Source organism: Caballeronia sp. LZ008, from assembly GCF_031451435.1.
In the GTDB taxonomy this organism is placed as follows: Bacteria; Pseudomonadota; Gammaproteobacteria; order Burkholderiales; family Burkholderiaceae; genus Caballeronia; species Caballeronia zhejiangensis.
This window is the reverse complement of the sequence record NZ_JARUXK010000001.1, coordinates 3055462-3076572: the sequence shown is the minus strand read 5'-3', so window position 1 is coordinate 3076572 and position 21111 is coordinate 3055462. Positions and strand designations below refer to the sequence as shown.

The window sequence follows — 21111 nt, the reverse complement described above, 5'->3', positions numbered from 1 at the left end:
CATCAAGCTGAAGCTGAAAGGGCTGAGTCCTGTGATGTACAGAACTCAGCCCTTAGCGGCCTAGCCCAAAACTGTCCAACTTTTGGGGTGCAGTTCAAAACGTCGCGGGGGTTTTTTATTTGCGCCTGGCGCGAGCCTTTCAGAAAGGCGATGCCGCCGGCACACGCCCTCGCGTACGCGACGGTTTCGATAGCTTCGGCGCGAGTTCGCCGTCGATCGGGCGCGCGCGCGGCGCGGGCGTCGCCGGTTCGTCGGCGTGCTCGTAGCGCGAATGCGCCACCGGCCTGCCGCGGCCATCGCGAATCCACTGCTCGCCGAGTTGATGATTCGGCGTCTGGCTGAAATGCTCGACGAGGTGATCGATGAACGTCCGCACCTTCGCCGGCAAATGACGGCGGCTCGGATACGCGACGTTGATCTCGACCTGCGGCAATTGATAGTCGCCGAGCAGACGCACGAGCTGGCCGCGCGTCGTGTCGTTGCCGATCAAATAGCTCGGCAAAATCGCGATGCCCATGCCGAGCAGCGCGAACTGCCGCAGCATCTCCGTGTTGTTCGCGATGATCACGTTCTGCGGCCGCACACGCACTTCGCCTTCCGGACCGGTGAACACGCGCTCGTCGCCCCAGTATTCCGACGGCAAGCTCAGGCACGGATGCTCGAGCAGATGCTCGGGGCGCGTCGGCGTGCCGTGCGTTTCGAGATACGCGGGTGTCGCGCAGACAGTCATGCAGCCCGTCGTCAGACGCCGCGTGACGACGCTTGCGCTTTTCACCTGCCGCGCGATCACGATGCCGACATCGAAGCCTTCCTCGACCAAATCGACCTGACGATCCACCAGCGTCACGTCCGGCACGACTTTCGGATAACGCTGCGCATACGTCTGTAACACGGGCGCGAGATTATGCAGACCGAACACGACGGGCGCGACGATCCTGAGCGAACCGAGCGGTTCGTGATTGCGCGCCACCACCATTTGTTCGACGTCTTCCAGTTCGTCGAGGATTTGCCGCGCCCGCTCCAGATAAACCTGGCCGGACTCGGTGAGCGAGAGGCTGCGCGTCGTGCGGTTGAGCAAGCGCGTGCCGAGGCGTCCTTCCAGGTCCGCGACGTGCCGCGTAGCCACCGCATTGGAGATGTCCATCGCGCTTGCGGCACGGGCGAAACTCCCGAGATCCGCGACGCGGACGAACACTCTCATCGACTGCAAATGATCCATAAGACAACTCCTGCCGCTAGACGGCTCGAATTCTGCTGCAAAGCAATTCAGGATTATCCTAGGACCGGCGTTTTTGTGCAGAAGTTGCCCGGAAGCACAAAAAAATCGAAAAAAATCTGGATGTTAGGCGCGTTACGCGGATGAAAGATCACCGATTGTTGCGATTTTCACAACACCAAGATCAGTGCAATCCGATTGATGGAATTTTGAAAGCACTTGCCGCGTCAATTTCGGCGGTGTACGCGAGGAGCAAATCGGGCCCGTCGCTGCGGGCCCGATAAAAAGGGATTGATTCAGTTTTCGACATAAATCCGGCGCGCGAGCGCGCCGGATGCGACGCTTATGCGGCGAGGCGCTTCTCCATACCGGCCTTGGCGTCCGGCAGAGCTTCCGGCAAACCGTGCTTGAGCTTCGAAAAAAGCTCGTCGTGGAGCGCGAGTTCGTCGCGCCAGGCGGCATCGCTGACGGAGATGACCTGCTCGAACTGCTCGCGCGAGAAGCCGAGCGCGCCCCAGTCGATGTCCTCGTAGCGCGGCGAAATGCCGAACGCGTGCTCCTCGCCCTTCGTGGTGCCTTCGATACGGCCGATCATCCAGTTCAGCACGCGCATGTTTTCGCCGAAGCCCGGCCACACGAACTTGCCGTCGTCGCCCTTGCGGAACCAGTTGACGCAGAAGAACTTCGGCGCTTTCGCGTTCGTCGCTTCGAGGCGCTCGCCCATTTTCAGCCAGTGGCCGAAATAATCGGCCATGTTGTAGCCGCAGAACGGCAGCATCGCGAATGGATCTCGGCGCACGACGCCTTGTTGCCCCGCGGCGGCGGCGGTGGTTTCGGAGCCCATCGTCGCGGCCATGTAGACGCCTTCCTTCCAGTCGCGCGCTTCGGTGACGAGCGGCACGGTGTTGGAGCGGCGTCCGCCGAAGATGAACGCATCGATCGGCACGCCGGCCGGATTTTCCCAATCGGCATCGATCGACGGACATTGCGACGCCGGCGCGGTGAAGCGCGCGTTCGGATGCGCGGCTTTCGCGCCGGTTTCCTTCGCGATTGCCGGCGTCCAGTCGCGGCCCTGCCAGTCGATCAGATGCGCGGGCGGCGTGTCGGTCATGCCTTCCCACCAGACATCGCCGTCGTCGGTCAGCGCGACGTTCGTGAAGATCACGTTTTCCTTCAACGTGGCCATCGCGTTGAAGTTGGTCTTTTCGCTCGTGCCGGGCGCGACGCCGAAATAGCCCGCTTCCGGATTGATCGCGTAGAGACGCCCGTCGCGGCCCGGCTTGATCCACGCGATGTCGTCGCCGATGGTCGTGACCTTCCAGCCGTTCAGGTCGCTCGGCGGAATCAGCATCGCGAAGTTGGTCTTGCCGCACGCCGACGGAAACGCCGCCGCGACGTGATACTTGCGCCCCTGCGGCGAGGTCACGCCGAGAATCAGCATGTGCTCGGCGAGCCAGCCTTCGTCGCGGCCCATCGTCGAGGCGATGCGCAGCGCGAAGCATTTCTTGCCGAGCAGCGCGTTGCCGCCGTATCCCGAGCCGAAACTCCAGATTTCGCGCTTTTCGGGAAAATGGACAATGTACTTCGTGTCGTTGCACGGCCAAGGCACGTCCTTGCGCCCATCGACGAGCGGCGCACCGACGGAATGCACGCACGGCACGAACTCGCCGTTCTCGCCCAACACGTCGTACACGGCGCGTCCCATGCGCGTCATGATGCGCATGTTCGTCACGACATACGGGCTGTCCGACAATTCCACGCCGATATGCGCGATCGGCGAGCCGAGCGGGCCCATCGAGAACGGCACGACATACATCGTGCGGCCGCGCATGGACCCGTCGAACAGGCCGTCGAGCGTGACGCGCATTTCCTGCGGATCGATCCAGTTATTCGTGGGGCCGGCGTCTTCGCGCCGCTGCGAGCAGATGAACGTGCGATCTTCGACGCGCGCCACGTCCGAGGGATCCGAGCAGGCGAGGAAGGAATTCGGGCGCTTCTCGGGATTGAGCTTCTTCATCGTGCCGGCTTCGACCATCTGCTGGCAGAGCCGATCGTATTCTTCCTGCGACCCGTCGCACCATTCGATGCGATCCGGCTTGGTCAGGGCCGCGATTTGCTGGACCCATTCGATGAGTCTTCGGTGCCGGACATAGGCCGGCGCTTCGATTTCGACGGCGTTTTTATGGTTGTCTTCGACTACTGCGGGCTGGTTCATCGAGCTGTCTCCGTTCTTCTGCAATGAAAACCAATGGCCCCACTGACGCTGCATGCGAGAGGCGTGTGCGACTCGAACCGCCGGGCGCTTTCATGAATTTTGCAGCGCTGCTTTACGCGCTTTCATCGCATGAAATGCGGTTCGCGAGCCAATGCGGCGTCACGGGCATGAATCCTTACGCAGCAAACCGTACCTTTTCGCGGCTTGCGTCGCAAAGGAACAAACTGTTAAAAAGAGATACTAAGTGGCCTGTCTCCTCGCGGATCATCGTGTTTTCCGCTACTTGTGCCGAATTTCTTTAATTTGGCGCGGCCTGACGAGGCTCCTGAAAAATGGGAGTCAAGCATAACACTGCATTGCATGAACTCGTTGATGCAGCGCAATAACGACAAATAGAGCGCAATTTATCGGTATTTACCCGAATTTAACGCTACATTCTCGCCTTCGATTAAAAAGCAGCACGTTTGATGCCTAACAAAAGCCACCCAATGCCCATGAAAATCGCCATTCTCGACGACTACCAGGATGCCGTCCGGAAGCTCGATTGCTTCCATCTGCTCGATGACCATGAGGTGAAGGTCTTCAATAACACGGTGCGTGGTCTCGGACAGTTGGCCAGCAGACTCTCGGAAGTGGACGCGCTCGTGCTGATTCGCGAACGCACGCGCATCAGCTCGCAACTGCTCGACAAATGTCCGAAACTGCGCATGATCAGCCAGACGGGACGCGCGGGCGGCGGGCATATCGATATCGATGCGTGCACGGAACGCGGCATCGCAGTGCTGGAAGGCACAGGTTCGCCGATCGCACCCGCCGAACTGACGTGGGCGCTCATCATGTCGGCGCAGCGGCGCATTCCGCAGTACGTCGCAAACCTGAAGCAAGGCGCGTGGCAGCAGTCGGGGTTGAAGACATCGGCGCTGCCGCCGAATTTCGGCTTGGGCCAAGTGTTGCGCGGACAGACGCTCGGCATCTGGGGCTACGGCAAGATCGGCAAGCTCGTCGCGGGCTACGGCAAAGCGTTCGGCATGAACGTGCTCGTCTACGGACGGGAGCATTCGGCAAGCGCCGCGCGCGAAGATGGATTCGCGGTCGCCGAAAGCCGCGAGGCGCTTTTCGAACAGAGCGACGTCCTCACGCTGCATCTGCGTCTGACGGACGAGACGACTGGCATCGTCAAGCAGGACGATCTGATGCGTATGAAGCCGACCGCGCTGTTCGTCAACACGAGCCGCGCCGAACTGCTCGAAGAGAACGCGCTGCTCAACTCGCTGCACCACAACCGGCCGGGCATGGTCGCCGTCGATGTGTTCGAAAGTGAGCCGATTCTGCAAGGCTACGGCCTGCTGCGTCTGGAGAACGTGATCTGCACGCCGCACATCGGCTATGTGGAGCGCGAGAGTTACGAGCTGTATTTCGGCGCGGCGTTCAGGAACATCCTCGCGTTCGATGCGGGCGATACCTCGAGCGTTTTCAACAAGGAAGCGCTTCACCACGCGCGCCGCCGTTGAGTTTCGTCGCGGCGAAGATCAGAGCGTCGACATTTCGATCGACGGCTCGCAGCGCACCGGAAAATTCACCGAGTTCGCGATGAAGCAAAAGCGGTGCGCCTCTTCGTGCAGGCGCGCCGCGAGACCGGCGTCGCTGCCCGCGCCGATCGTCACCTTCGGACGCAGCAGCACATCGACGAAACGTCCGTCGCCCTTCGATTCCTCCTGCATCGTGCCGATGGCTTCATCGACATAACCGGTCACCGCGATCTTGTTCGTCGCGCACAAGTGCAGATACCAGAGCATGTGGCACGACGAGAGCGACGCCACGAACAACTCTTCGGGATTGTGACGCGCGGGATCGCCGCGAAACGCCGGATCGCTCGACGCCTCGATCGCCGTCTTCGTGCCGACGCGCACGAGGTGATCGCGCGAATACGCGTCGTAAGCCGATGTGCCGGAACCGAGATTGCCGGTCCAGTCGACGGTCAGTTCGTACGTGTGTTTCTTCGCCACGGTCTGCTCCTCAAGCGAGATGCGAAGCGGTTTCCATCAGGCGCGGAAGACGTTCCAGGAAGTCTTCGCCGTCCGCGCGGCCCAGATCATAAGCATGTTGCATTTGCGCCGGACTCGTATAGTCCCAGCTCGAAATCGGCACTTTGCGCGACGGCTGGATGTAAAGGCGCTTCTGCTCGCCGTGCGGCACGACGAACATGCGCTCGCGCGGATAGAGGCGCGTGACCATCACGAGGACGAGTCCCGGCGATGGATCGAGCGCGGAGACGGGCACGTTGTCGACCATGCCGCCATCGAGAACCGGGCGGCCGTTGCGCCGGAGGATCGGCGTGAACGGCGGCGTGCTCGACGATTGCAGGATGAGATCGGCGAGATCTTCGATCGTCGCGCATTCCTGCGCCTTCACGAATTCCGGATGAAAGCCGAGCGCCTGGCCGAGCGTCGGATGCAGCGTCTTGCGCACGTATTTTTCGATGTTGTACGCGATGAGGCCCGCCGCGACCGCGCTGCGCGCGCCGAGCCAGCGCGGCAGATGCGACACGCCGATGCGGATCTCGGGCGCCGACGCGAGTTCGTGGAAGCGGTTCGCGAAGATGTCGAGCAGCGCCTGGCGATAGATGCGGTAGTGCGGAAACACCGATCGGCCGCGCAGCACGTTGCCCCAGTAGGCGTTGCGCGTGTTGTCGCGCAGGGCGTGGGCGTAGTAGTCCATCACCCAGCGCGACTGGTTCGTGTAGAGCATGCACGCCGTGGCCGCGCCCGCCGATATGCCCGCGATGATGCGCGGCCTGAGATCCAGTTCCGGCTGGATGACGTCCCAGAAGCCGGCTTGCCACCAGCAGCGGTTTCCGCCGCCGGCGAATACGACTTGGTCGAACATTTATTTGTCGTTCACTTGTTGATGAGCGCGTAGGTAGTCGTGGCGTGCGCGGCGAGTTCGCCTTGTTCGTCGTGCATCTCGATTTCGCCGAAGACGAGATTGCGGCCGCGGCGCTGGATGTGCGCGGTGATCAGCACGTCGCCGGTTTTGACCGGGCGCATGAATGTGGTGTTGAGGGAGACGGTGGTCATCGGCTGGAACCCGCCGAGAATGTGCGAGACGGCGATGACCATCGCGGTGTCGGCGGCGGCCATGAAAACTTGCCCACAGATGACGCCGCCCGCGTGACGCAGATGATCCGAATACGGCAAGCGCAGCGTGACGGCGTTTTCGGCGATGAATTCGGGCGCGAGGCGCAGTTCCTTGACCCACGGCGCGAGGATGTCGTCGAGCAAGGCGCGGATGGCGGTTTCGTCCATGGTTCTTCTTTCGCGATGCGGTGGCTGAAGATGCGTCATGATACCGGGGCGTCGCGCGCTCGCAGACGCCCTTCAGGGACGGTTTCGTCAGAAAGTTAAGAATTTTCGCTGCGAGGGCTTGCGCTTCTGCAAAAGCTCCCGCTATAATTTCGCTTCTGTTGGGGCGTTAGCTCAGTTGGTAGAGCAGCGGACTCTTAATCCGTAGGTCGAGTGTTCGAGTCACTCACGCCCCACCAAGCATTACGAAGCCCGGTTAGCGAAAGCTGACCGGGCTTTTTGCTTTTCGTGCGCGTCGGATCAGCACGGCGTCTTTCTCATGCAACGACCGTCGCGCGCGCAGTGCATCGCAAACCCGGCCGAACGTAGCGACCTCCAACCGGGTTGATTTTGTTTGTCAGTTGTCGCATACACCTCGCCGACAACCTACGCGTCGACAATTCTCAAACCACTTCGAACCAGGCCTTGATCTTGAGGGCCATCAACTTTCGACGCTCCTCCAGAAAGACGTCATATTCGTCGACATTTCCATACAGCATGGAGACCGGAACGCAGTTGGCTTCAAGATTTGCGATGAGATCCTCTCGCTTGTCGATGCACTACTAACTACTTGCCCCATCGCGACATCCGTTCGGGTTGAATTCAGACATCCGAATCAGATTGCCGACGCGCCCGCCCAGCCGCGGGCGCTCACTTGAAGCCGAATTATAGACTCCGGCTTTGGAGTTATCGGACTCTCAAACCACCTCCGCCCCGCGCGCCTGCAACAACTCCCGCAACACCGAGCGATGACACCGCGCCTCATCCTCGCAATAACACCCGACCGAAAAGTTCGCGGTATGCGACAACGCCGCCAGCAAATCGAGCGTCTTGCTCGCATCCGACTCAGCCATCTCCGCTTTGAACTTCTTCACGAACGCGCGCCAATCCTTGTCGTTCTCGGCATGAAGCGCCTGCGTCACCAGTTCCGGCGTCGGCGCTAGCACCGGATACCACACGTCATAAAAATCGCGCTTCGCGAACTCGGCCTTCGGCACGCCGCGCGGCGGCCGCCGCACCGTGCCGATCCGCAATCCCTCGTTCTCCGCGCGCGGCGTTCCCAGTCTCACGATCCGTATCGTCATCATCGGTCTCCTTCGATGAACCAAAGCCGTAAAAGCATAACCGCTGACATCGCTTTGAAAGCTCCCGGGCACCCATCCAGCGAAACCGCCAATCTTCCCGTATCGTTTCGGATTATTCTCCGTCCGCTTACATCCGGAATGCCCGTCGTGCTCACCGAAGAACGCCCGCAAGACCTGCCTCACGATCCCGACGCCCCGATGACCCCGCTCGAGCGCCGCGGCATGGCCGCGATCCTGCTCTCGGTCGCGCTGGCGACGCTCGACACCGCCATCGCCAATACCGCGCTGCCCGCGATCGCCGCCGATCTGCACACGACGCCCGCGGCCTCCGTCTGGATCATCAACGCCTATCAGCTCGCGATGGTCGCGACGCTGCTCCCGTTCGCCGCGCTCGGCGGCATTCTCGGGCATCGGCGCGTCTATCTCGGCGGGCTGATCGTGTTTCTGATCGCGTCGGCGGTATGCGCGTTTTCGTGGTCGCTGCCGACGCTCGTCGCCGCGCGCCTGCTGCAAGGCCTCGGCGCGAGCGCGATCATGAGCGTCAACGCGGCGCTCATCAGCGCGATTTTTCCGCCGCACCGGCTCGGACGCGGCGTCGGGCTGAATGCGCTCGTCGTCGGGATCGCGTTCGCGATCGGGCCGACGGTCGCGTCGATCGTCCTCTCGCTCGGCACCTGGCCGTGGCTCTTCGCGGTCAACTTGCCGGTCGGCGTGTTCGCGTTGATGATCGCGTGGCCGTCGCTGCCGCAGACGAAGCGCGCAGCGCACGGCTTCGATCGTTTCGCGGCGCTGCTCAACGTCGTCACGTTCGCGTCGCTGATCTTCGCGCTCGGCGAAGCGGCCCAGCGCGCGCCGGCGCACACCGTGCTCGCGTCCTTCGGCGTCGCGCTCGTCGCGGGCTTCCTGCTGCTGCGACGCGAACGCGGCCATCCCGCGCCGATGCTGCCCGTCGATCTCTTCCGCCGCCCGATGTTCGCCCTTTCGACGATGACCGCCATCTGCTCGTTCGCCGCGCAAGGGCTCGCGTTCGTGTCGCTGCCGTTCTTCTTCGAAAGCGTGCTCGGTCGCAGTCAGGTCGAAACAGGATTTCTGATGACGCCGTGGTCCGCGCTCGTCGCGCTCATGGCGCCGATCGCCGGACGTCTTTCCGATCGTCACGCGCCCGGTCTGCTCGGCGGCGTCGGGCTGGCGATTCTATGCGTGGGAATGGTTTCGCTCGCGATGCTGCCCGCAGAGCCGCATGCGCTGGAAATCTGCATTCGCATGGCGATTTGCGGCGCGGGCTTCGGTTTCTTTCAGTCGCCGAATCTGAAGGCGTTCATGTCGAGCGCGCCGCGCGAACGCAGCGGCGGCGCGAGCGGCATGATCGCGACGTCGCGTCTGATCGGACAGGCGACGGGCGCGGCGCTCGTCGCGTTGTGTTTCAGCATCGCCGGAAAGCATGGCCCGGCGCTCGCGTTGTCGCTGGGCGCGGCGTTCGCGGGCGCGGGAAGCCTCGCGAGCGGATTGCGGCTCGTCACGCGCAAACAGTCGTCCGAGCGCATCGTGGGAGACGCGTCGCGCGAGGCGTGAGCGCGCTCACATCCGGCGCACTTTCACTTTGCGGCCTTTGAGCTTGCCCGCGCTCAGCTTGCGCACGGCGTCGTCCGCGACCTTTCGCTCGACGGCCACGTAGGTGACCATGTCCATCACGTTGATCTTGCCGATCTGCTTGCCGTCGAAACCCGCTTCGCCGGTGAGCGCGCCGAGCACGTCGCCGGGGCGAATCTTGTCCTTGCGGCCGCCGAGAATTTGCAGCGTCGCCATCGGCGGCTTCAGATGACCCGGTTCCGCCGACGTCAGTTCGTCGAGCGGATGCCATTCCACTTCCGCGCGCTGCGCCTCTTCGATCGCGCCGACGCGCCCCATTTCGTCCATGCTCGCGAGCGACAGCGCCCAGCCTTCCTCATCGCCGCGACCGGTGCGGCCAATGCGATGCACATGCACTTCCGGGTCCGGCGTCACATCGACGTTGATCACCGCTTCCAGTTGCGCGATGTCGAGCCCGCGCGCGGCGACATCGGTGGCGACGAGCACCGAGCAACTGCGATTCGCGAACTGCACGAGCACCTGGTCGCGCTCGCGCTGCTCCAGTTCGCCGTGCAAGGTCAGCGCTTCGAAGCCTTGCGCGGACAGAACGTCGAGCAGATCGCGGCATTGCTGCTTCGTGTTGCAGAACGCGATCGTACTGACCGGGCGATAGTGATCGAGCAGCAAGCCGACGGCATGCAGGCGCTCGTGATCCTCGACCTGATAGAAGCGCTGCTTGATCTTCGCGTTGCTGTGCTGTTCCTTGAGCTTGATTTCGCGCGGATTGCGCAGGAACTGCTGGCTCAGTTTCGCGATGCCTTCCGGATACGTCGCCGAAAAGAGCAGCGTCTGACGATCTTTCGGGCATTGGCGCGCGACCGACGCGATATCGTCGAAGAAACCCATGTCGAGCATGCGATCGGCTTCGTCGAGAACGAGCGTGCGGACCGCATCGAGCGAAAGCGTCTCGCGCTGCAGGTGATCCATGATGCGTCCCGGCGTGCCGACGATGATATGCGCGCCGTGCTCGAGACTCGCGATCTGCGGGCGCATCGGCGTGCCGCCGCACAGCGTCAGCACTTTCACGTTCTCTTCCGCGCGCGCCAGGCGGCGGATTTCCTGCGTGACCTGATCGGCGAGTTCGCGCGTCGGACAGAGAACGAGCGCTTGCACCGCGAAGCGGGTCGCATCGAGTTTGGCGAGCAGCGGCAGCGTGAAAGCAGCGGTCTTGCCGCTGCCCGTTTTCGCCTGCGCGATGAGATCGTGGCCCGCGAGCGCTGGCGGCAGGCTCGCGGCCTGGATCGGCGTCATCGACAGATAGCCGAGCTGCTGCAGATTCGACTGCATCGCCGGCGAGAGCGGCAGGCTGCTGAAAGAGGTGTCGGTGGTCATGTCGGTTATCGCTTGCCGTGCGGCGTGATGTCCTGGACTTGCTCGTAGGTCACGTCGCCGTCGTTGGTCTCGTGGCGCGTGACGTAGTTGCGCGCGCCGCACATCGGGCAGCGGAACAGCAGGCCTTGGCCCTCGTTGTGAATATCGACGTCCGACAGCGCCCAATCGGCGCCGCAGGACTGGTTTCGGCAGGTGAACATGTTCGTATTTCTCGGTTCGTGGCGCGTTCGTGCGCTCAAAGGCGAAAGTGTACGCGTGTCTCGTGGCGGCGCGGTCGGCGCAAGTCCGCAAGAAATGCTAAAGCGGGTCGTGCTACGTTTCCTGACATCGAGTTTTCTTTCCTTTCGGAGCTGGCGATGAGCGAAAAGTCTTATGAGACGCGGCTCGCGCGCGTGGTCGCGTATATCCACGATCATCTCGACGACGCGCTCGATCTCAATCGGCTCGCCGAGGTGGCGTGTTTGTCGCCGTATCACTGGCATCGGATTTATCACGCGTTTTATGGAGAGACGGCGGCGGCGACCGTCCGACGCTTGCGGCTGCATCGCGCGTCGAACGAGCTTTTGCAGGGCGCCCTGCCGATCGATTCGATCGCCGAACACGCGGGTTACAGCAGCGTGCAGGCGTTTTCGCGGGCGTTTCAGGCGAGTTATCGAATTCCGCCGGCGCAGTTTCGCAGTGAGGGCGGCGCTTCGAGATTCGTTCCTTTGGATGAAGTTCGATCAGGAGATACGGCGATGCATCAGGTCGATATTCGTAGTCAGCGTGGATTTACGGTCGCGGCGATGGAGCATTGCGGGTCGTACATGAATATCGGGCGGGGGTTCGAGATGCTGTTTCACTGGCTCGCGGTGCGCGGGCTGGTCGATCCGCGGGCGCGCTCGCTCGGGATTTATTTCGATGATCCTTCCGCCGTCGCCGAAGACGATTTGCGCTCGATGGCTTGTTGTGAGCTCTTCTCCCCCGACGATGTGAAGTTCGAAGCACCGGTTTCGCGGGTGGAAGTCGCGGGTGGGGAGTTTGCGGTGCTCACGCATATCGGGCCGTATGCGCAGCTTTGTTTTGCGTATCAGTGGTTGTATGGGGAATGGTTGCCGCGCTCCGGGCGTGAAACCGGAGAGGCGCCGGTTTTCGAGGTTTATGTGAATGATCCGAGGGAGACCGCGCCGGGGGATCTGGTGACGGAGATTTGGTTGTCGTTGCGGCAAAGCGCGTGATGCGCGAAAAGAAAAACCCGTGCCGCTTGCGCGGACACGGGTTTGGATGATGCAGAGACAATCAGCTGTAGACGGTCGCATATCCCGAGAAACTGGCCCTTACCAGACAAGGCCTCCCCGCCGGGGCGGATGCATAACCTGAGAAAGACGGACGCATAAGCCGAGAAATTCCAACCAGGGCCACGTTAAATGCGGTGCGGTCGAAGTCCCAGAAACGACCTCTCCCGTCAGCGGACGGCGCTCGCGCACGTGCGCGATTTTCGAAAAACTACGCTTGAAGTAAGAAAATTCTAGCGATTTTCGCGGGTGATGGGAATCTGCCGGACGTGCGCCGACGACCATTCTGTATTTCCTCTCAGGCGAGCGAATTCGCTAGTGGGTCAGGACGGCCGCGGACGCCCGTCTCGACCCGACACGGAGGGGCCCCATGAAATCGACCCGCCTCTGTCTTGCCTGCGGCAACGCGTTCGTGCCGCTGCTGCATGTTCCCCGTCAGCGATATTGCTCCTGGAAGGCTTGGCAGAAAAGCCGGTTCCGTAACGATAGTGACTAAAGCGACAGCCGGGCCCGAGCCCAAGCGAAATGACGCGCGGAACGGCGCATCCGACGTCTCGATAGCGCGAGACCGCAGCATGCGGCGCTTGTCCGGTGCGTCTCGATTGGGCTTCTCTACGCGTTGAGCAGTGACTTTGGGGTGACCGAATCGTGTGCAATTCCAGGCATGGACGGCTGTGTTTTGTCCGAAAAGTGTGCGATTCGTCTGCAAGTGTGTCCGAAAACTGTATGTTTCTGGCACGCCATCCTCCTAGGCAACGCATTCCGGTGTCGGTGTCTGGCTCAAAGTGCTTCATAGCGCGCGACGGCCAGGTCATTTTTCGTCGGACGTCGATGCGTTATAGGCCTCTACTGCGGCCTCGCGGGTCGCCCAATACTCCAGCACCGACGCCTTCGTGACGAATCGGTCGCTCCCCTTTTCATGATGTAGTTCCAGTTTCCCTTGCTCGAGCAGCTTCGAGATGTGCGGCCGGGACACGAACAGCAGGGTCGCCGCCTCGCCGATGGACAGGAAGTCGTCGGTATCATGCCGCCATGCGGGGTGCCGGCTCAGAACGTCAACGAGTATTGCCTCCACGCCGGCGGAGAGCTCGCGCCGAACGTCGGAGGGCAGACTGGCCCCAACACGCCCGAACATCTCGTCCATACGTACGCGCGCGACCTGCACCGCATCGGCAATTGATGGCGAAATTTTCCCGTCTGTCGACATATTGGCTCCCGGGCGGAGTAGAAATTGAGTGTAGCCCCTTTGTGAGACACCGAAACGCGCCAGCTGCGCCCGTCGCAAGCCGAACTGGAGGGGCCCATGAAATCGACCCGTCTTTGTCTCGCCTGTGGCAACGCGTTCGTGCCGCTGCGGCACATTCCCCGTCAGCGATATTGCTCCGCGAAGGCGTGCCAGCGCGTCCGTCGACGCGACTGGCAGAGCAACAGGCTCCGTAACGACAGCGACTATCGCGACAACCAGGCCCGCGCCCAGGCGAAATGGCGCGCGGACCACTCAGCTACTGGCGCCAATATCGGGCTGCGCATCCCGCGTATCGCGAGCGCAACTGAAGTATGCAGCCGTCGCGCAACGCGCGACGGAGCTCCAGGCCGATTGCAAAGATGGACGTCATCAGGCTTCCTCGGCCGCTGGACTCGGGGTTCTACCTGCTGTCTTACGCGGATGATGCCGGCGTTGCAAAAATGGACGCGTGGACCGTTCACATCGCCGTGCTGTCTGCACCGACAGCGCCGCCAACGTGATTGCAAAGAGATGACCTAATACGCTTTGGTTTCCAGCCTGCTACCTTTGCCTTGTGGCCGTTCGCTTTCGAACGCGACCATCTGATGTAAAGCCACGACGCTCGCATCGGGCGCCTACTTGCGTCCGATGCCTGCCGCCTGTCGGTGTCTGAGTTGCGGGGTGGAGCATGTCATTCAATAACGCGGATGCACCGGTCGTCGCTAGTTCGTCTGCCGGGCGTGCAGCGGAGTACGTCCAGACGTCGACCGAACACCAGCAGTATTCGACCGAGAATCAGCGCGACCGGATTGGAGACTACGCTACCCGCCGTGGACTCGAAATCGTCCGTACATATGCCGATAAGGGCAAAAGCGGTCTTCGAATTGACGGCAGGCAGGCACTTCAAAATCTCATCTCCGATGTCGTCAACGGCAATGCTGACTTCTGCGTCATCCCCGTCTACGACGTGAGTCGATGGGGTCGATTCCAAGACGCCGATGAGAGCGCGTATTACGAGTACATCTGCCGCCGCGCTGGCATCCAGGTCGCGTACTGCGCCGAGCAGTTCGAGAACGACGGGTCCCCCGCCTCGACTATCGTCAAAGGGGTAAAGCGGGCGATGGCTGGAGAATACAGCCGGGAATTGTCGGCGAAAGTCTCCGCCGGCCAGTGCCGTTTGATTGAGATGGGTTTCCGGCAAGGAGGTCCCGCCGGCTACGGACTGCGCCGGAAGGACACTTCCAAATTGGACGCGAGAACGCTTCGCGAACGGCCGTTGTCGATTCGTGGAGCATTGACAACGCGAGCCGCGTCGTCCGTCATCGCGCCATGGCCAGCGGTTGAGCTATTTATGGACAAATACACTCAAATAGACCTTGATGATTTGTGCACATGTCGACGCGTACGCGAAGCCGACGATTTGGGCGCTCAGTTCAAAATGGGCAAAAGTGGCGAAGGTGTCAGCCACGTATTTCCGTTGAAGGACCAAGCGCTTCAGCGAGCGCTTTGGTAAATCAAAGACGAGCTCACTCATCTTGAGGCTACGCCACGCCTTCACGCCGGCGAGGGGTGCGGTGAAAAGCAGTAGCACAAGCATCATGTTAGCCATGAGTGGGTCAGCGCGATGGCGGAAGGGTGCTACATCGGTCGCGTAGGTCTGAGCTACGCTACTAAGGAGTGCGATGCCAAAGTAGAGCAACCCGAGGACGGCCGCACCGGTTCCGCCAAGAAAGACAATTGCCCCGAGGAGACGCTTTCGGATGTTCTTGCTGTATTTCCGAAAAGACCGTTGACTCCGGATAACAAAGAGCGGCGTGAATCCTGCGAAGGCTGCGACAACACAATCGATAGCCGTAACGCCCGTCTTCACCACGAACCAAGCTGCAACTATGGCCACGCACCTCGTGAACAGTTCCCAGCCGAGCTTTCGGTCCTCGCTCATGAGGCTCCAGTAGTCTTCAGTGATGCCGCGCTTCACGATTGCTGTCATGGTTTTCGAATTTGAACCGCTCTATTATCGGAGTTCCGGTAGAAGGGGAGGCCTAGAACTTTCCTCGGGCCGCGTTGAGTCGAGTGCGCGTTATCCCATGCGGCCGATTTGCTACACAGGCGTTGTCTACCCTGTGCCTCGGGGCCGTCGCTAACCATCGGTTGACTGCACCGCGCGGCAAAGCCCGTTCGGAGAAACGGATAGTCCCACGCCTTCCTCGACGTTAGTCCGACCCTCAAGCGCATGCACTAGCGTTTCTATCGACGTAGCCCAGTACAGACGCTCTTGCTCAAGACGGACGCGCTGCCCCCAGCTACCAGCGCGTAGGTTGTCGTAGACGCGCCGCTCTTCAGCCGTCAGTTCATCAAACGGGACATTGGGACACAGTGAAGATTCCTCCACCCACAGCGGGCGGTGCGAAACCAGTGTTGCTTCGTCCATGAGTACCGACCGAAGCTGAGGCATGACCCTGCGGGCGCGGTCGAGAATTGCAAAACCGTGAGTGTCGATGTCACCCCAGTAGACAATCTGCGGCCCGCGCAACCATCGCAGGACATGCAACGCACTCACCGCATTACCAAGCCGCATGATTGCCACTGTACCCGGAACATCCGGGAGTGCCATGCCCGTCTCAAGATTCTCGACGATAACCACTGCCTTGGGCTCAATAGGCAGCGTCGCAAGTTCAGCTATAGGTGCCTCGATGTCACAGAGGCCACCGACCCGTTCGCGCAAGACTGGGCATAGGAGTCGGATTCGGACCCTGTGCGCAGGTTTCCTCAGGCCGGACAAAGCATGGAAGTCGGTGTCGTCGACAGTGACTCCGCGCAACGACCGAAGGAGCCCCGCCACCAGGCCTGTTCGCTTCTCCAACCACTTCGTGTCAAGCCCCTCGACAGGAAGTTGCCGAAGATACTGTCCTCACTGAGAACGCGACTAATCGAGCAAGCTGTCGGTGAGGTGGCCGGGGCCGGGGCCGGGGCCGGGGCCGAGGCCGGCAAAGCATTGCTCACCGCCGGATGTTTCAGCGAGCACCCCGGTCAGACCGAAAGCAATATTCCGGTCCATTTACTGACCGGATGGGCAAGCTGCTTGAACAGCCAAGCCCAAGTATGTTCGGTGCATTGAGAACATTGCTCGAAAATCTCGCTCATCAAACGACGCCGCCCCTCGCCCGTCAGCTCATGCCCGCGGGGATTGGGCACTTCTCCGTTAATATTCGGAAGAATATGCCGTAATATTGAGCAAATGGCCTGACTGCCTGGCGATTTGACCGGGGCCGTTGCTTGGCTGCCGAAGCGCGTCTTGAGAGGGAAGCGCCGAGAAAAACACGCTAACAAAACAAGCCCTTAACCGGGAGACCGAAGTTGAACATCCAGTCGTTACTTGCGGGCGTACCGACGCCCGCACTCGTCACGGGCGCATTTCTGGCCGCCCTCGTGGTTGCTGTCATTGCGTTTTTCTTCGGTCCGGCGATAAGGCATCTGGCTCGGCTGCGCTCTATTCAGCGTCGCATTGAAAGGTTTGAAGACGGAAATTACCCTTCACAGTTTGAGGCGGTATTCGCTGGCGACCGTCGGCTCGCCCATCTATGGAACGAGTATGCCGAATCGTTGCACGTTCAGCGTGAGGAGCGCGATGGACAGATGGTCGTGCGCGCCGTACGCGCCACCGTGCCCGCCGAGCTGTATTTCAACAGCCAGGTTGTCGTCGACAGCCGCTTGCGCACCGAATTTTTTAAGCATGTCCCGGGAATTTTTACTGGCATCGGTATCATCGGGACATTCAGCGGGCTGATAGAAGGCCTTCACGCGTTCCAAATCAGCGATAACGCGGCGACCGTGCGCGGCAGCCTCGAATCACTTATGCATTCGGTGGGAGAGGCGTTTCTTGTGTCCGCCTCGGCAATCGCTGCGGCGATGCTAACCACGCTCTTCGAAAAGCTTCTCCTTGCCTCGCTGTACCGACGTACAGAAGAAATCGTTCATGCGATTGACGCGCGTTTTGAGGCGGGGGCCGGCGAAGAATACCTGGCGCGTCTGGTCAAGGCATCGGAGGAGTCGGCGAGCCAATCCAAGATATTGAAGGACGCTCTCGTCAAGGAGATGGGAGAGCTGCTGCGTGAGTTGACTAGCGCGCAAATCGAAGCGAGCAAAGAACAAGCCGCTCTGGTCGCGGAGGCGGGTCGCCAGAACAATGCGGCTCTAGGGCAGGTTATCGCAGAGAGCATCCAGCAGGGTCTCAAAGGCCCGCTCGATGAAATTGCAGCAACAGTCAAGAGCGCCAGCGGCGACCAGAGCGCAAGCGCCGGACGGATGCTGCAGGACGTAATGACGAGTTTCAGCCAACGTCTAAATGACTTGTTTGGCGGCCAGATTTCGGGGCTTACCGAACTTAACCAGCAAACCGCCCAGAGCATCCAGCAAGCCGTTAGCACCTTGCACACCCTGGTCTCGAACATCGAAGCTTCGAGCCAACGTTCGACCGATGCGATGGCGCAGCGCATGGCGGAGGCCATCGAGAAGATGGAGTCGCGACAGGAGGCAATGAACGCACAATCGGCTGCATTCATCGAGCAACTGCGCCAATTGGTCGCGACATCCCAGTCGGAGACGAGCCAGAAATTGCAGACGACGCTGGAAACGCTTGGCACGCATGTGGGAGAGATGCTGACCACACTGAGTGGCGCGCAGAAAGAAGTATTTGAGAATAATCGGGCACGCGAGAGCGCCATGTCTGAGCGTGCGACTGGGGCTGTTACAGCAATGTCCGAATCCGTCGATGCCGTTGTCAAGGAACTGGGTGTCGCGACGACGCAGATGGCGCAAAGCGTCGCTACCTTGACCCAGTCCACCGCTTCATCGGTAGACCGCATGCACGCTGGCGCTGAAGCATTGGGTACGGCGTCGCGAAACTTCGCCGCCGCTGGCGAGCGCGTCGCCAGCGTCATGGGCCAAACCGCCGATGTCTCGACCAAGCTCGCCGCAACGGCTGGGAATCTGACAAGCGGGGCGGGAGCCATCCAGGAGCTTCTGGGCGACTATCGCGCTCATCGCGACAGCATCGGCCAACTTGTCACGGAGTTGCGCGCCACCGTCGAGTCCGCACGAAGAGAGGCCGCATTGACTGGTGACATTCTCAGCCGAATCGAAACATCCACCGGCCATCTCGGCGCGGCGCAAAAGCAGGCCGACGAATACCTCGCCGGTGTGAGCCGCGTTCTGGCCGACGCACACGGTGCATTCGCGACTGAAGTGAAGCGCACGCTGGATAAAGCGAATGCCGAGTTCCATACAAAACTGACCTCGGCAGTGGGCTTGCTTTCGTCAGCAGTCGGTGAGCTGGAAGTCACGCTTGCCGCGATGGGAACCCTGACGCCGGCGCGGAGGTAGACGATGTTTGGAAGTCAAATCGTCGTCAAGCGAGGAAGCCGTGACGAGGCGGAGAAACCCTTCTGGATTTCCTTTGCTGACTTGATGACCGCGCTGATGGTGCTCTTTCTCGTGGTCATGGGCGTCGCTTTGCTCGCCGTGACGAAGAATGTAACGGAGAAGGAAAAGCGCGAAGAGCAGCATCGGAAGGACATCGAGCTAATTCTCGACCGGTTTCAAGCTGCATCTAAGCGCTACAACGGCATCAAGATAGACCGTGAGCGGCATGTCATCGATTTTGGGGACCGCGCGCGCTTTGCATTTGGGAAATCAAATCTGGCGCCCGAGCAGGAAGCCGTATTGCGTCAATTCGTTCCCGAAATCCTGACCTTGGCGAACGGTGAGCTGGGCAAGCGCGTACTTAAGCGCGTGGTTGTCGAAGGCTACACAGATAGAACCGGTACATACCTGAGCAATCTCAACCTTAGCCTTCAGCGCAGCGAGCGGGTGTTGTGCAGCATGTTTGCTACGGCTGGTGCGAGTCTGCTCGTCGAGGACCAGAAGGAAGACGTACGAAACCTGTTCCTGGTCGGCGGATATTCGTTCAATGACTCGAAGGACACGGACGAAGAGAGTCGCCGCGTCGAGATGCGTCTCGAGTTCCTGGGTGTTGGCGAAGAAAGAGCTGCGGTCCCGGTGCAATCGGGGAACTTTGGCGACTGCGCACTGCGATGAATGCACTGAACTACCTCGCGTCCTTACTGCAATCGTCCGTCATCGAGGAGACGCAACCGGTTCGCCTGGGCGGCGAAATCGACGCACTTCTCGAAGAGCTGAAAGCGCGTGCAAAATCAGGTAGCGGCCGGGAACCCGTGCACGACCATCAGCTCGATGCGGTCCGGCGGTACTGGAGCAGCCAGGAAGTGCCCACGTTCCGCGATGCATACCTACTGTCCTTTGGCTTATGCATTCCGCACCGCCCCCAGGGTGAGTGCGTCATGGAGGACCGACCACGCTTGCAGCGTGTCCTCGAAAGTGTCGACGGCTACATAGCCAGAACAGCGTCATACAGGCGCTGCTATCAAGGACTCGCAAAGAGCTACTTCACTTATGACGTAGACGCGCCGGAAGCAGCGCCCGCTGGAAAGAAGAACTGGTTGACTTTGCGAGACTACCTTCACGACCGTAACCGTGAGATACGAGACAGCAGACCGGGGCCCGCATGGGTTGACACAGCAATTGAGAATCGACAACTTTTCGACGAAGCGCCCTGCACGCCCTATGTGAGCCAGTTGCTGCGCGGCGACGAATCGCATATCGACCGCATTTGTGAGCAGCTTCAAATCGGAAAAGAGTCGTGGTTTCTGCGCCAGCTCGTGCTGACGCAGGTTGAAGGCGCGACGAAACTCGATGACGACGAGTTTGTGAGCCTGCTACCTCGCTTGCTTGGCCTGCTGGCCCATAACGAAGTGCTCCGCGACCGAGGGACCATTCTGGTCCTTGACCGATACGCACGGGTCTCTGGTAGCCCGCTCCATCCCAAGCTTCGCGACCATGCTGTTACCTGGTGGGGTAATCCGTGGCTGCCGTCGAATGCGACACGATGGGGTGGCGTCGCGCCCGCGGCTCGAACAATGGTCTCCGATTGGTTGAAGCTTGAATTTATCGAGACATTCTTTACGAAGCTGGCAGAGGACGGGCTCGCCGACCGTCGCCGAATGGAATTCTGGAAGCGATATGTCAAGTCCATTGACGACATCGAGTTTGCATTGGGCTCAACCGCACGTAATTCGCGTGAACCTGACCTTGTCGCGCTCCGTAGGAAAATGAAGGGCCTGACTCGCGAACTCGATGCCTCTGGTGCCAACAACGCTTTCATCATGACGATGGGTAAGTTGGTCGCGGTGGAGTTTAGTGGCCTTGGAAACGCATTTTATGGCTACGACGCCAGTCGTTCGCTGCCCTTCAATACGAGTCAGACATTGAAGCTCGGGAAAGACGAGCGGAATTCGCTCAAGCGTTCGAGTCGCATGCTCTGGCTCAAGCATGGGGATGGCATTCACGGCTGGAGTCGCTGGGAGGATATGTTCGAGGCAACGCTTCGCGAGAGTTTTCAGATTCTCCCCTCTGTCGACACCTCACGTTCTTCTACCAGAAGCCAGGCTGCTAACGAACGCACGCGGCCGACGAGTCCGGGCTCGTCTCGCGAGAACACTCGCTCGACGCAAAACCACACTGCAACGCACGAATCCTACTCGCATGTCGCGCTCAAGCGATTCGCGGCAACGCATGGTCTGCAAATCGATGACCGGACTGCACTCGGCGGAAACTTGTGGATTCGCGGAGACGAGGACGATGGGCATATCGGCCAGGTTCTGGCGGATTGGGGCTTCCATGTGAAGCCGGGCAAGGGTTGGTGGAAATAAGGCGAAA

Annotated in this window: 17 protein-coding genes, 1 tRNA gene and 2 pseudogenes; 8 read left to right on the top strand and 12 right to left on the bottom strand. The window is 60.7% G+C overall.

Going from position 1 to position 21111, the window contains the following annotated elements:
• Positions 1-139: 139 nt before the first annotated feature.
• The gene (locus QCE49_RS14275) at positions 140-1219 is read right to left on the bottom strand and encodes a LysR family transcriptional regulator (RefSeq protein WP_250459588.1); all 1080 of its coding nucleotides are present in this window, start codon (positions 1217-1219) and stop codon (positions 140-142) included.
• Positions 1220-1559: 340 nt separating this feature from the next.
• Complete coding sequence (locus tag QCE49_RS14270; protein WP_250459586.1) at positions 1560-3431, bottom strand: phosphoenolpyruvate carboxykinase (GTP); 1872 nt, start codon at positions 3429-3431, stop codon at positions 1560-1562.
• A 494-nt stretch (positions 3432-3925) separates the two neighbouring features.
• Between QCE49_RS14270 and QCE49_RS14265 the strand changes: the two genes are divergently transcribed.
• Positions 3926-4942 carry a D-2-hydroxyacid dehydrogenase family protein gene (locus tag QCE49_RS14265; protein ID WP_008352199.1) on the top strand — a complete coding sequence of 339 codons (1017 nt, stop codon included), beginning with the start codon at positions 3926-3928 and terminating at the stop codon, positions 4940-4942.
• Positions 4943-4960: 18 nt separating this feature from the next.
• On the opposite strand, the gene QCE49_RS14260 is transcribed toward QCE49_RS14265, so the two are convergent.
• Genes QCE49_RS14260 through QCE49_RS14250 form a run of 3 tightly spaced genes read right to left on the bottom strand, consistent with a single transcriptional unit; the run spans position 4961 to position 6736 of the window.
• A complete protein-coding gene (locus QCE49_RS14260; RefSeq protein ID WP_175979696.1) occupies positions 4961-5437 on the bottom strand; it encodes an OsmC family protein in 477 nt (158 codons plus the stop codon).
• Between the two features lie 10 nt (positions 5438-5447).
• On the bottom strand, positions 5448-6317 hold the full coding sequence (locus QCE49_RS14255) for a patatin-like phospholipase family protein (RefSeq protein ID WP_250459584.1): 870 nt from the start codon (positions 6315-6317) through the stop codon (positions 5448-5450).
• An 11-nt stretch (positions 6318-6328) separates the two neighbouring features.
• Positions 6329-6736 carry a PaaI family thioesterase gene (locus tag QCE49_RS14250; protein ID WP_034470308.1) on the bottom strand — a complete coding sequence of 136 codons (408 nt, stop codon included), beginning with the start codon at positions 6734-6736 and terminating at the stop codon, positions 6329-6331.
• Between the two features lie 160 nt (positions 6737-6896).
• Here QCE49_RS14250 and QCE49_RS14245 point away from each other — a divergent pair.
• Positions 6897-6972 (top strand) — tRNA-Lys (locus QCE49_RS14245).
• Positions 6973-7470: 498 nt separating this feature from the next.
• Here QCE49_RS14245 and QCE49_RS14240 read toward each other — a convergent pair.
• On the bottom strand, positions 7471-7857 hold the full coding sequence (locus tag QCE49_RS14240; RefSeq protein WP_034470746.1) for a DUF488 domain-containing protein: 387 nt from the start codon (positions 7855-7857) through the stop codon (positions 7471-7473).
• Positions 7858-8055: 198 nt separating this feature from the next.
• Here QCE49_RS14240 and QCE49_RS14235 point away from each other — a divergent pair, with 198 nt between their 5' ends.
• Complete coding sequence (locus QCE49_RS14235) at positions 8056-9429, top strand: MFS transporter (protein ID WP_250459594.1); 1374 nt, start codon at positions 8056-8058, stop codon at positions 9427-9429.
• A gap of 6 nt (positions 9430-9435) precedes the next feature.
• On the opposite strand, the gene dbpA is transcribed toward QCE49_RS14235, so the two are convergent.
• Together dbpA and QCE49_RS14225 are read right to left on the bottom strand one after the other, a co-directional pair.
• Positions 9436-10818: an ATP-dependent RNA helicase DbpA gene (gene dbpA, locus QCE49_RS14230; protein ID WP_034470302.1), complete on the bottom strand. Its 1383-nt coding sequence runs from the start codon at positions 10816-10818 to the stop codon at positions 9436-9438.
• Positions 10819-10823: 5 nt separating this feature from the next.
• A complete protein-coding gene (locus QCE49_RS14225) occupies positions 10824-11018 on the bottom strand; it encodes a hypothetical protein (RefSeq protein WP_008352215.1) in 195 nt (64 codons plus the stop codon).
• 156 nt (positions 11019-11174) lie between these two features.
• On the opposite strand from QCE49_RS14225, the gene QCE49_RS14220 reads away from it, so the two are divergent.
• The gene (locus QCE49_RS14220) at positions 11175-12035 is read left to right on the top strand and encodes a GyrI-like domain-containing protein (protein ID WP_250459592.1); all 861 of its coding nucleotides are present in this window, start codon (positions 11175-11177) and stop codon (positions 12033-12035) included.
• Positions 12036-12903: 868 nt separating this feature from the next.
• On the opposite strand, the gene QCE49_RS14215 is transcribed toward QCE49_RS14220, so the two are convergent.
• Entirely contained in the window at positions 12904-13299 is a 396-nt protein-coding gene (locus QCE49_RS14215; protein ID WP_250459564.1) for a helix-turn-helix domain-containing protein, read from the bottom strand.
• A 706-nt stretch (positions 13300-14005) separates the two neighbouring features.
• Between QCE49_RS14215 and QCE49_RS14210 the strand changes: the two are divergent.
• A pseudogene (locus QCE49_RS14210) lies at positions 14006-14548 on the top strand (recombinase family protein); the annotation flags it as partial.
• A 114-nt stretch (positions 14549-14662) separates the two neighbouring features.
• Here the strand turns inward: QCE49_RS14210 and QCE49_RS14205 are convergent.
• From QCE49_RS14205 to QCE49_RS34540, 3 genes and pseudogenes are all read right to left on the bottom strand, one after another.
• The gene (locus QCE49_RS14205) at positions 14663-15307 is read right to left on the bottom strand and encodes a hypothetical protein (protein ID WP_250459598.1); all 645 of its coding nucleotides are present in this window, start codon (positions 15305-15307) and stop codon (positions 14663-14665) included.
• Positions 15308-15457: 150 nt separating this feature from the next.
• Positions 15458-16159, bottom strand: a complete 702-nt coding sequence (locus QCE49_RS14200; RefSeq protein WP_250459590.1) for a DUF2220 domain-containing protein — start codon at positions 16157-16159, stop codon at positions 15458-15460.
• Positions 16157-16216: pseudogene (locus QCE49_RS34540) on the bottom strand (DUF3322 domain-containing protein); the annotation flags it as partial. The gene QCE49_RS14200 and the pseudogene QCE49_RS34540, both read right to left, overlap by 3 nt.
• 458 nt (positions 16217-16674) lie before the next feature.
• Between QCE49_RS34540 and zorA the strand changes: the two are divergent.
• Genes zorA through QCE49_RS14185 form a run of 3 tightly spaced genes read left to right on the top strand, consistent with a single transcriptional unit; the run spans position 16675 to position 21104 of the window.
• Positions 16675-18699 (top strand): anti-phage ZorAB system protein ZorA, encoded by a 2025-nt coding sequence (gene zorA / locus QCE49_RS14195; RefSeq protein ID WP_250459562.1) that lies wholly within the window; start codon positions 16675-16677, stop codon positions 18697-18699.
• A 3-nt stretch (positions 18700-18702) separates the two neighbouring features.
• Entirely contained in the window at positions 18703-19413 is a 711-nt protein-coding gene (locus tag QCE49_RS14190; protein WP_250459560.1) for an OmpA family protein, read from the top strand.
• A complete protein-coding gene (locus tag QCE49_RS14185; protein WP_250459558.1) occupies positions 19410-21104 on the top strand; it encodes an EH signature domain-containing protein in 1695 nt (564 codons plus the stop codon). Before QCE49_RS14190 ends, QCE49_RS14185 begins: the two co-directional genes overlap by 4 nt.
• The last annotated feature ends 7 nt before the right edge of the window (positions 21105-21111 follow it).

Bases quoted from the DNA above. Each gene is read 5' to 3' on its own strand.
- QCE49_RS14220 (WP_250459592.1), top strand. From the start codon at position 11,175: ATGAGCGAAAAGTCTTATGAGACGCGGCTCGCGCGCGTGGTCGCGTAT.
- QCE49_RS14250 (WP_034470308.1), bottom strand. From the start codon at position 6,736: ATGGACGAAACCGCCATCCGCGCCTTGCTCGACGACATCCTCGCGCCG.
- QCE49_RS14240 (WP_034470746.1), bottom strand. From the start codon at position 7,857: ATGACGATACGGATCGTGAGACTGGGAACGCCGCGCGCGGAGAACGAG.
- QCE49_RS14205 (WP_250459598.1), bottom strand. From the start codon at position 15,307: ATGACAGCAATCGTGAAGCGCGGCATCACTGAAGACTACTGGAGCCTC.
- QCE49_RS14225 (WP_008352215.1), bottom strand. From the start codon at position 11,018: ATGTTCACCTGCCGAAACCAGTCCTGCGGCGCCGATTGGGCGCTGTCG.
- QCE49_RS14255 (WP_250459584.1), bottom strand. From the start codon at position 6,317: ATGTTCGACCAAGTCGTATTCGCCGGCGGCGGAAACCGCTGCTGGTGG.
- QCE49_RS14215 (WP_250459564.1), bottom strand. From the start codon at position 13,299: ATGTCGACAGACGGGAAAATTTCGCCATCAATTGCCGATGCGGTGCAG.
- QCE49_RS14235 (WP_250459594.1), top strand. From the start codon at position 8,056: ATGACCCCGCTCGAGCGCCGCGGCATGGCCGCGATCCTGCTCTCGGTC.
- QCE49_RS14190 (WP_250459560.1), top strand. From the start codon at position 18,703: ATGTTTGGAAGTCAAATCGTCGTCAAGCGAGGAAGCCGTGACGAGGCG.
- QCE49_RS14270 (WP_250459586.1), bottom strand. From the start codon at position 3,431: ATGAACCAGCCCGCAGTAGTCGAAGACAACCATAAAAACGCCGTCGAA.
- QCE49_RS14275 (WP_250459588.1), bottom strand. From the start codon at position 1,219: ATGGATCATTTGCAGTCGATGAGAGTGTTCGTCCGCGTCGCGGATCTC.
- dbpA (WP_034470302.1), bottom strand. From the start codon at position 10,818: ATGACCACCGACACCTCTTTCAGCAGCCTGCCGCTCTCGCCGGCGATG.
- QCE49_RS14265 (WP_008352199.1), top strand. From the start codon at position 3,926: ATGAAAATCGCCATTCTCGACGACTACCAGGATGCCGTCCGGAAGCTC.
- QCE49_RS14185 (WP_250459558.1), top strand. From the start codon at position 19,410: ATGAATGCACTGAACTACCTCGCGTCCTTACTGCAATCGTCCGTCATC.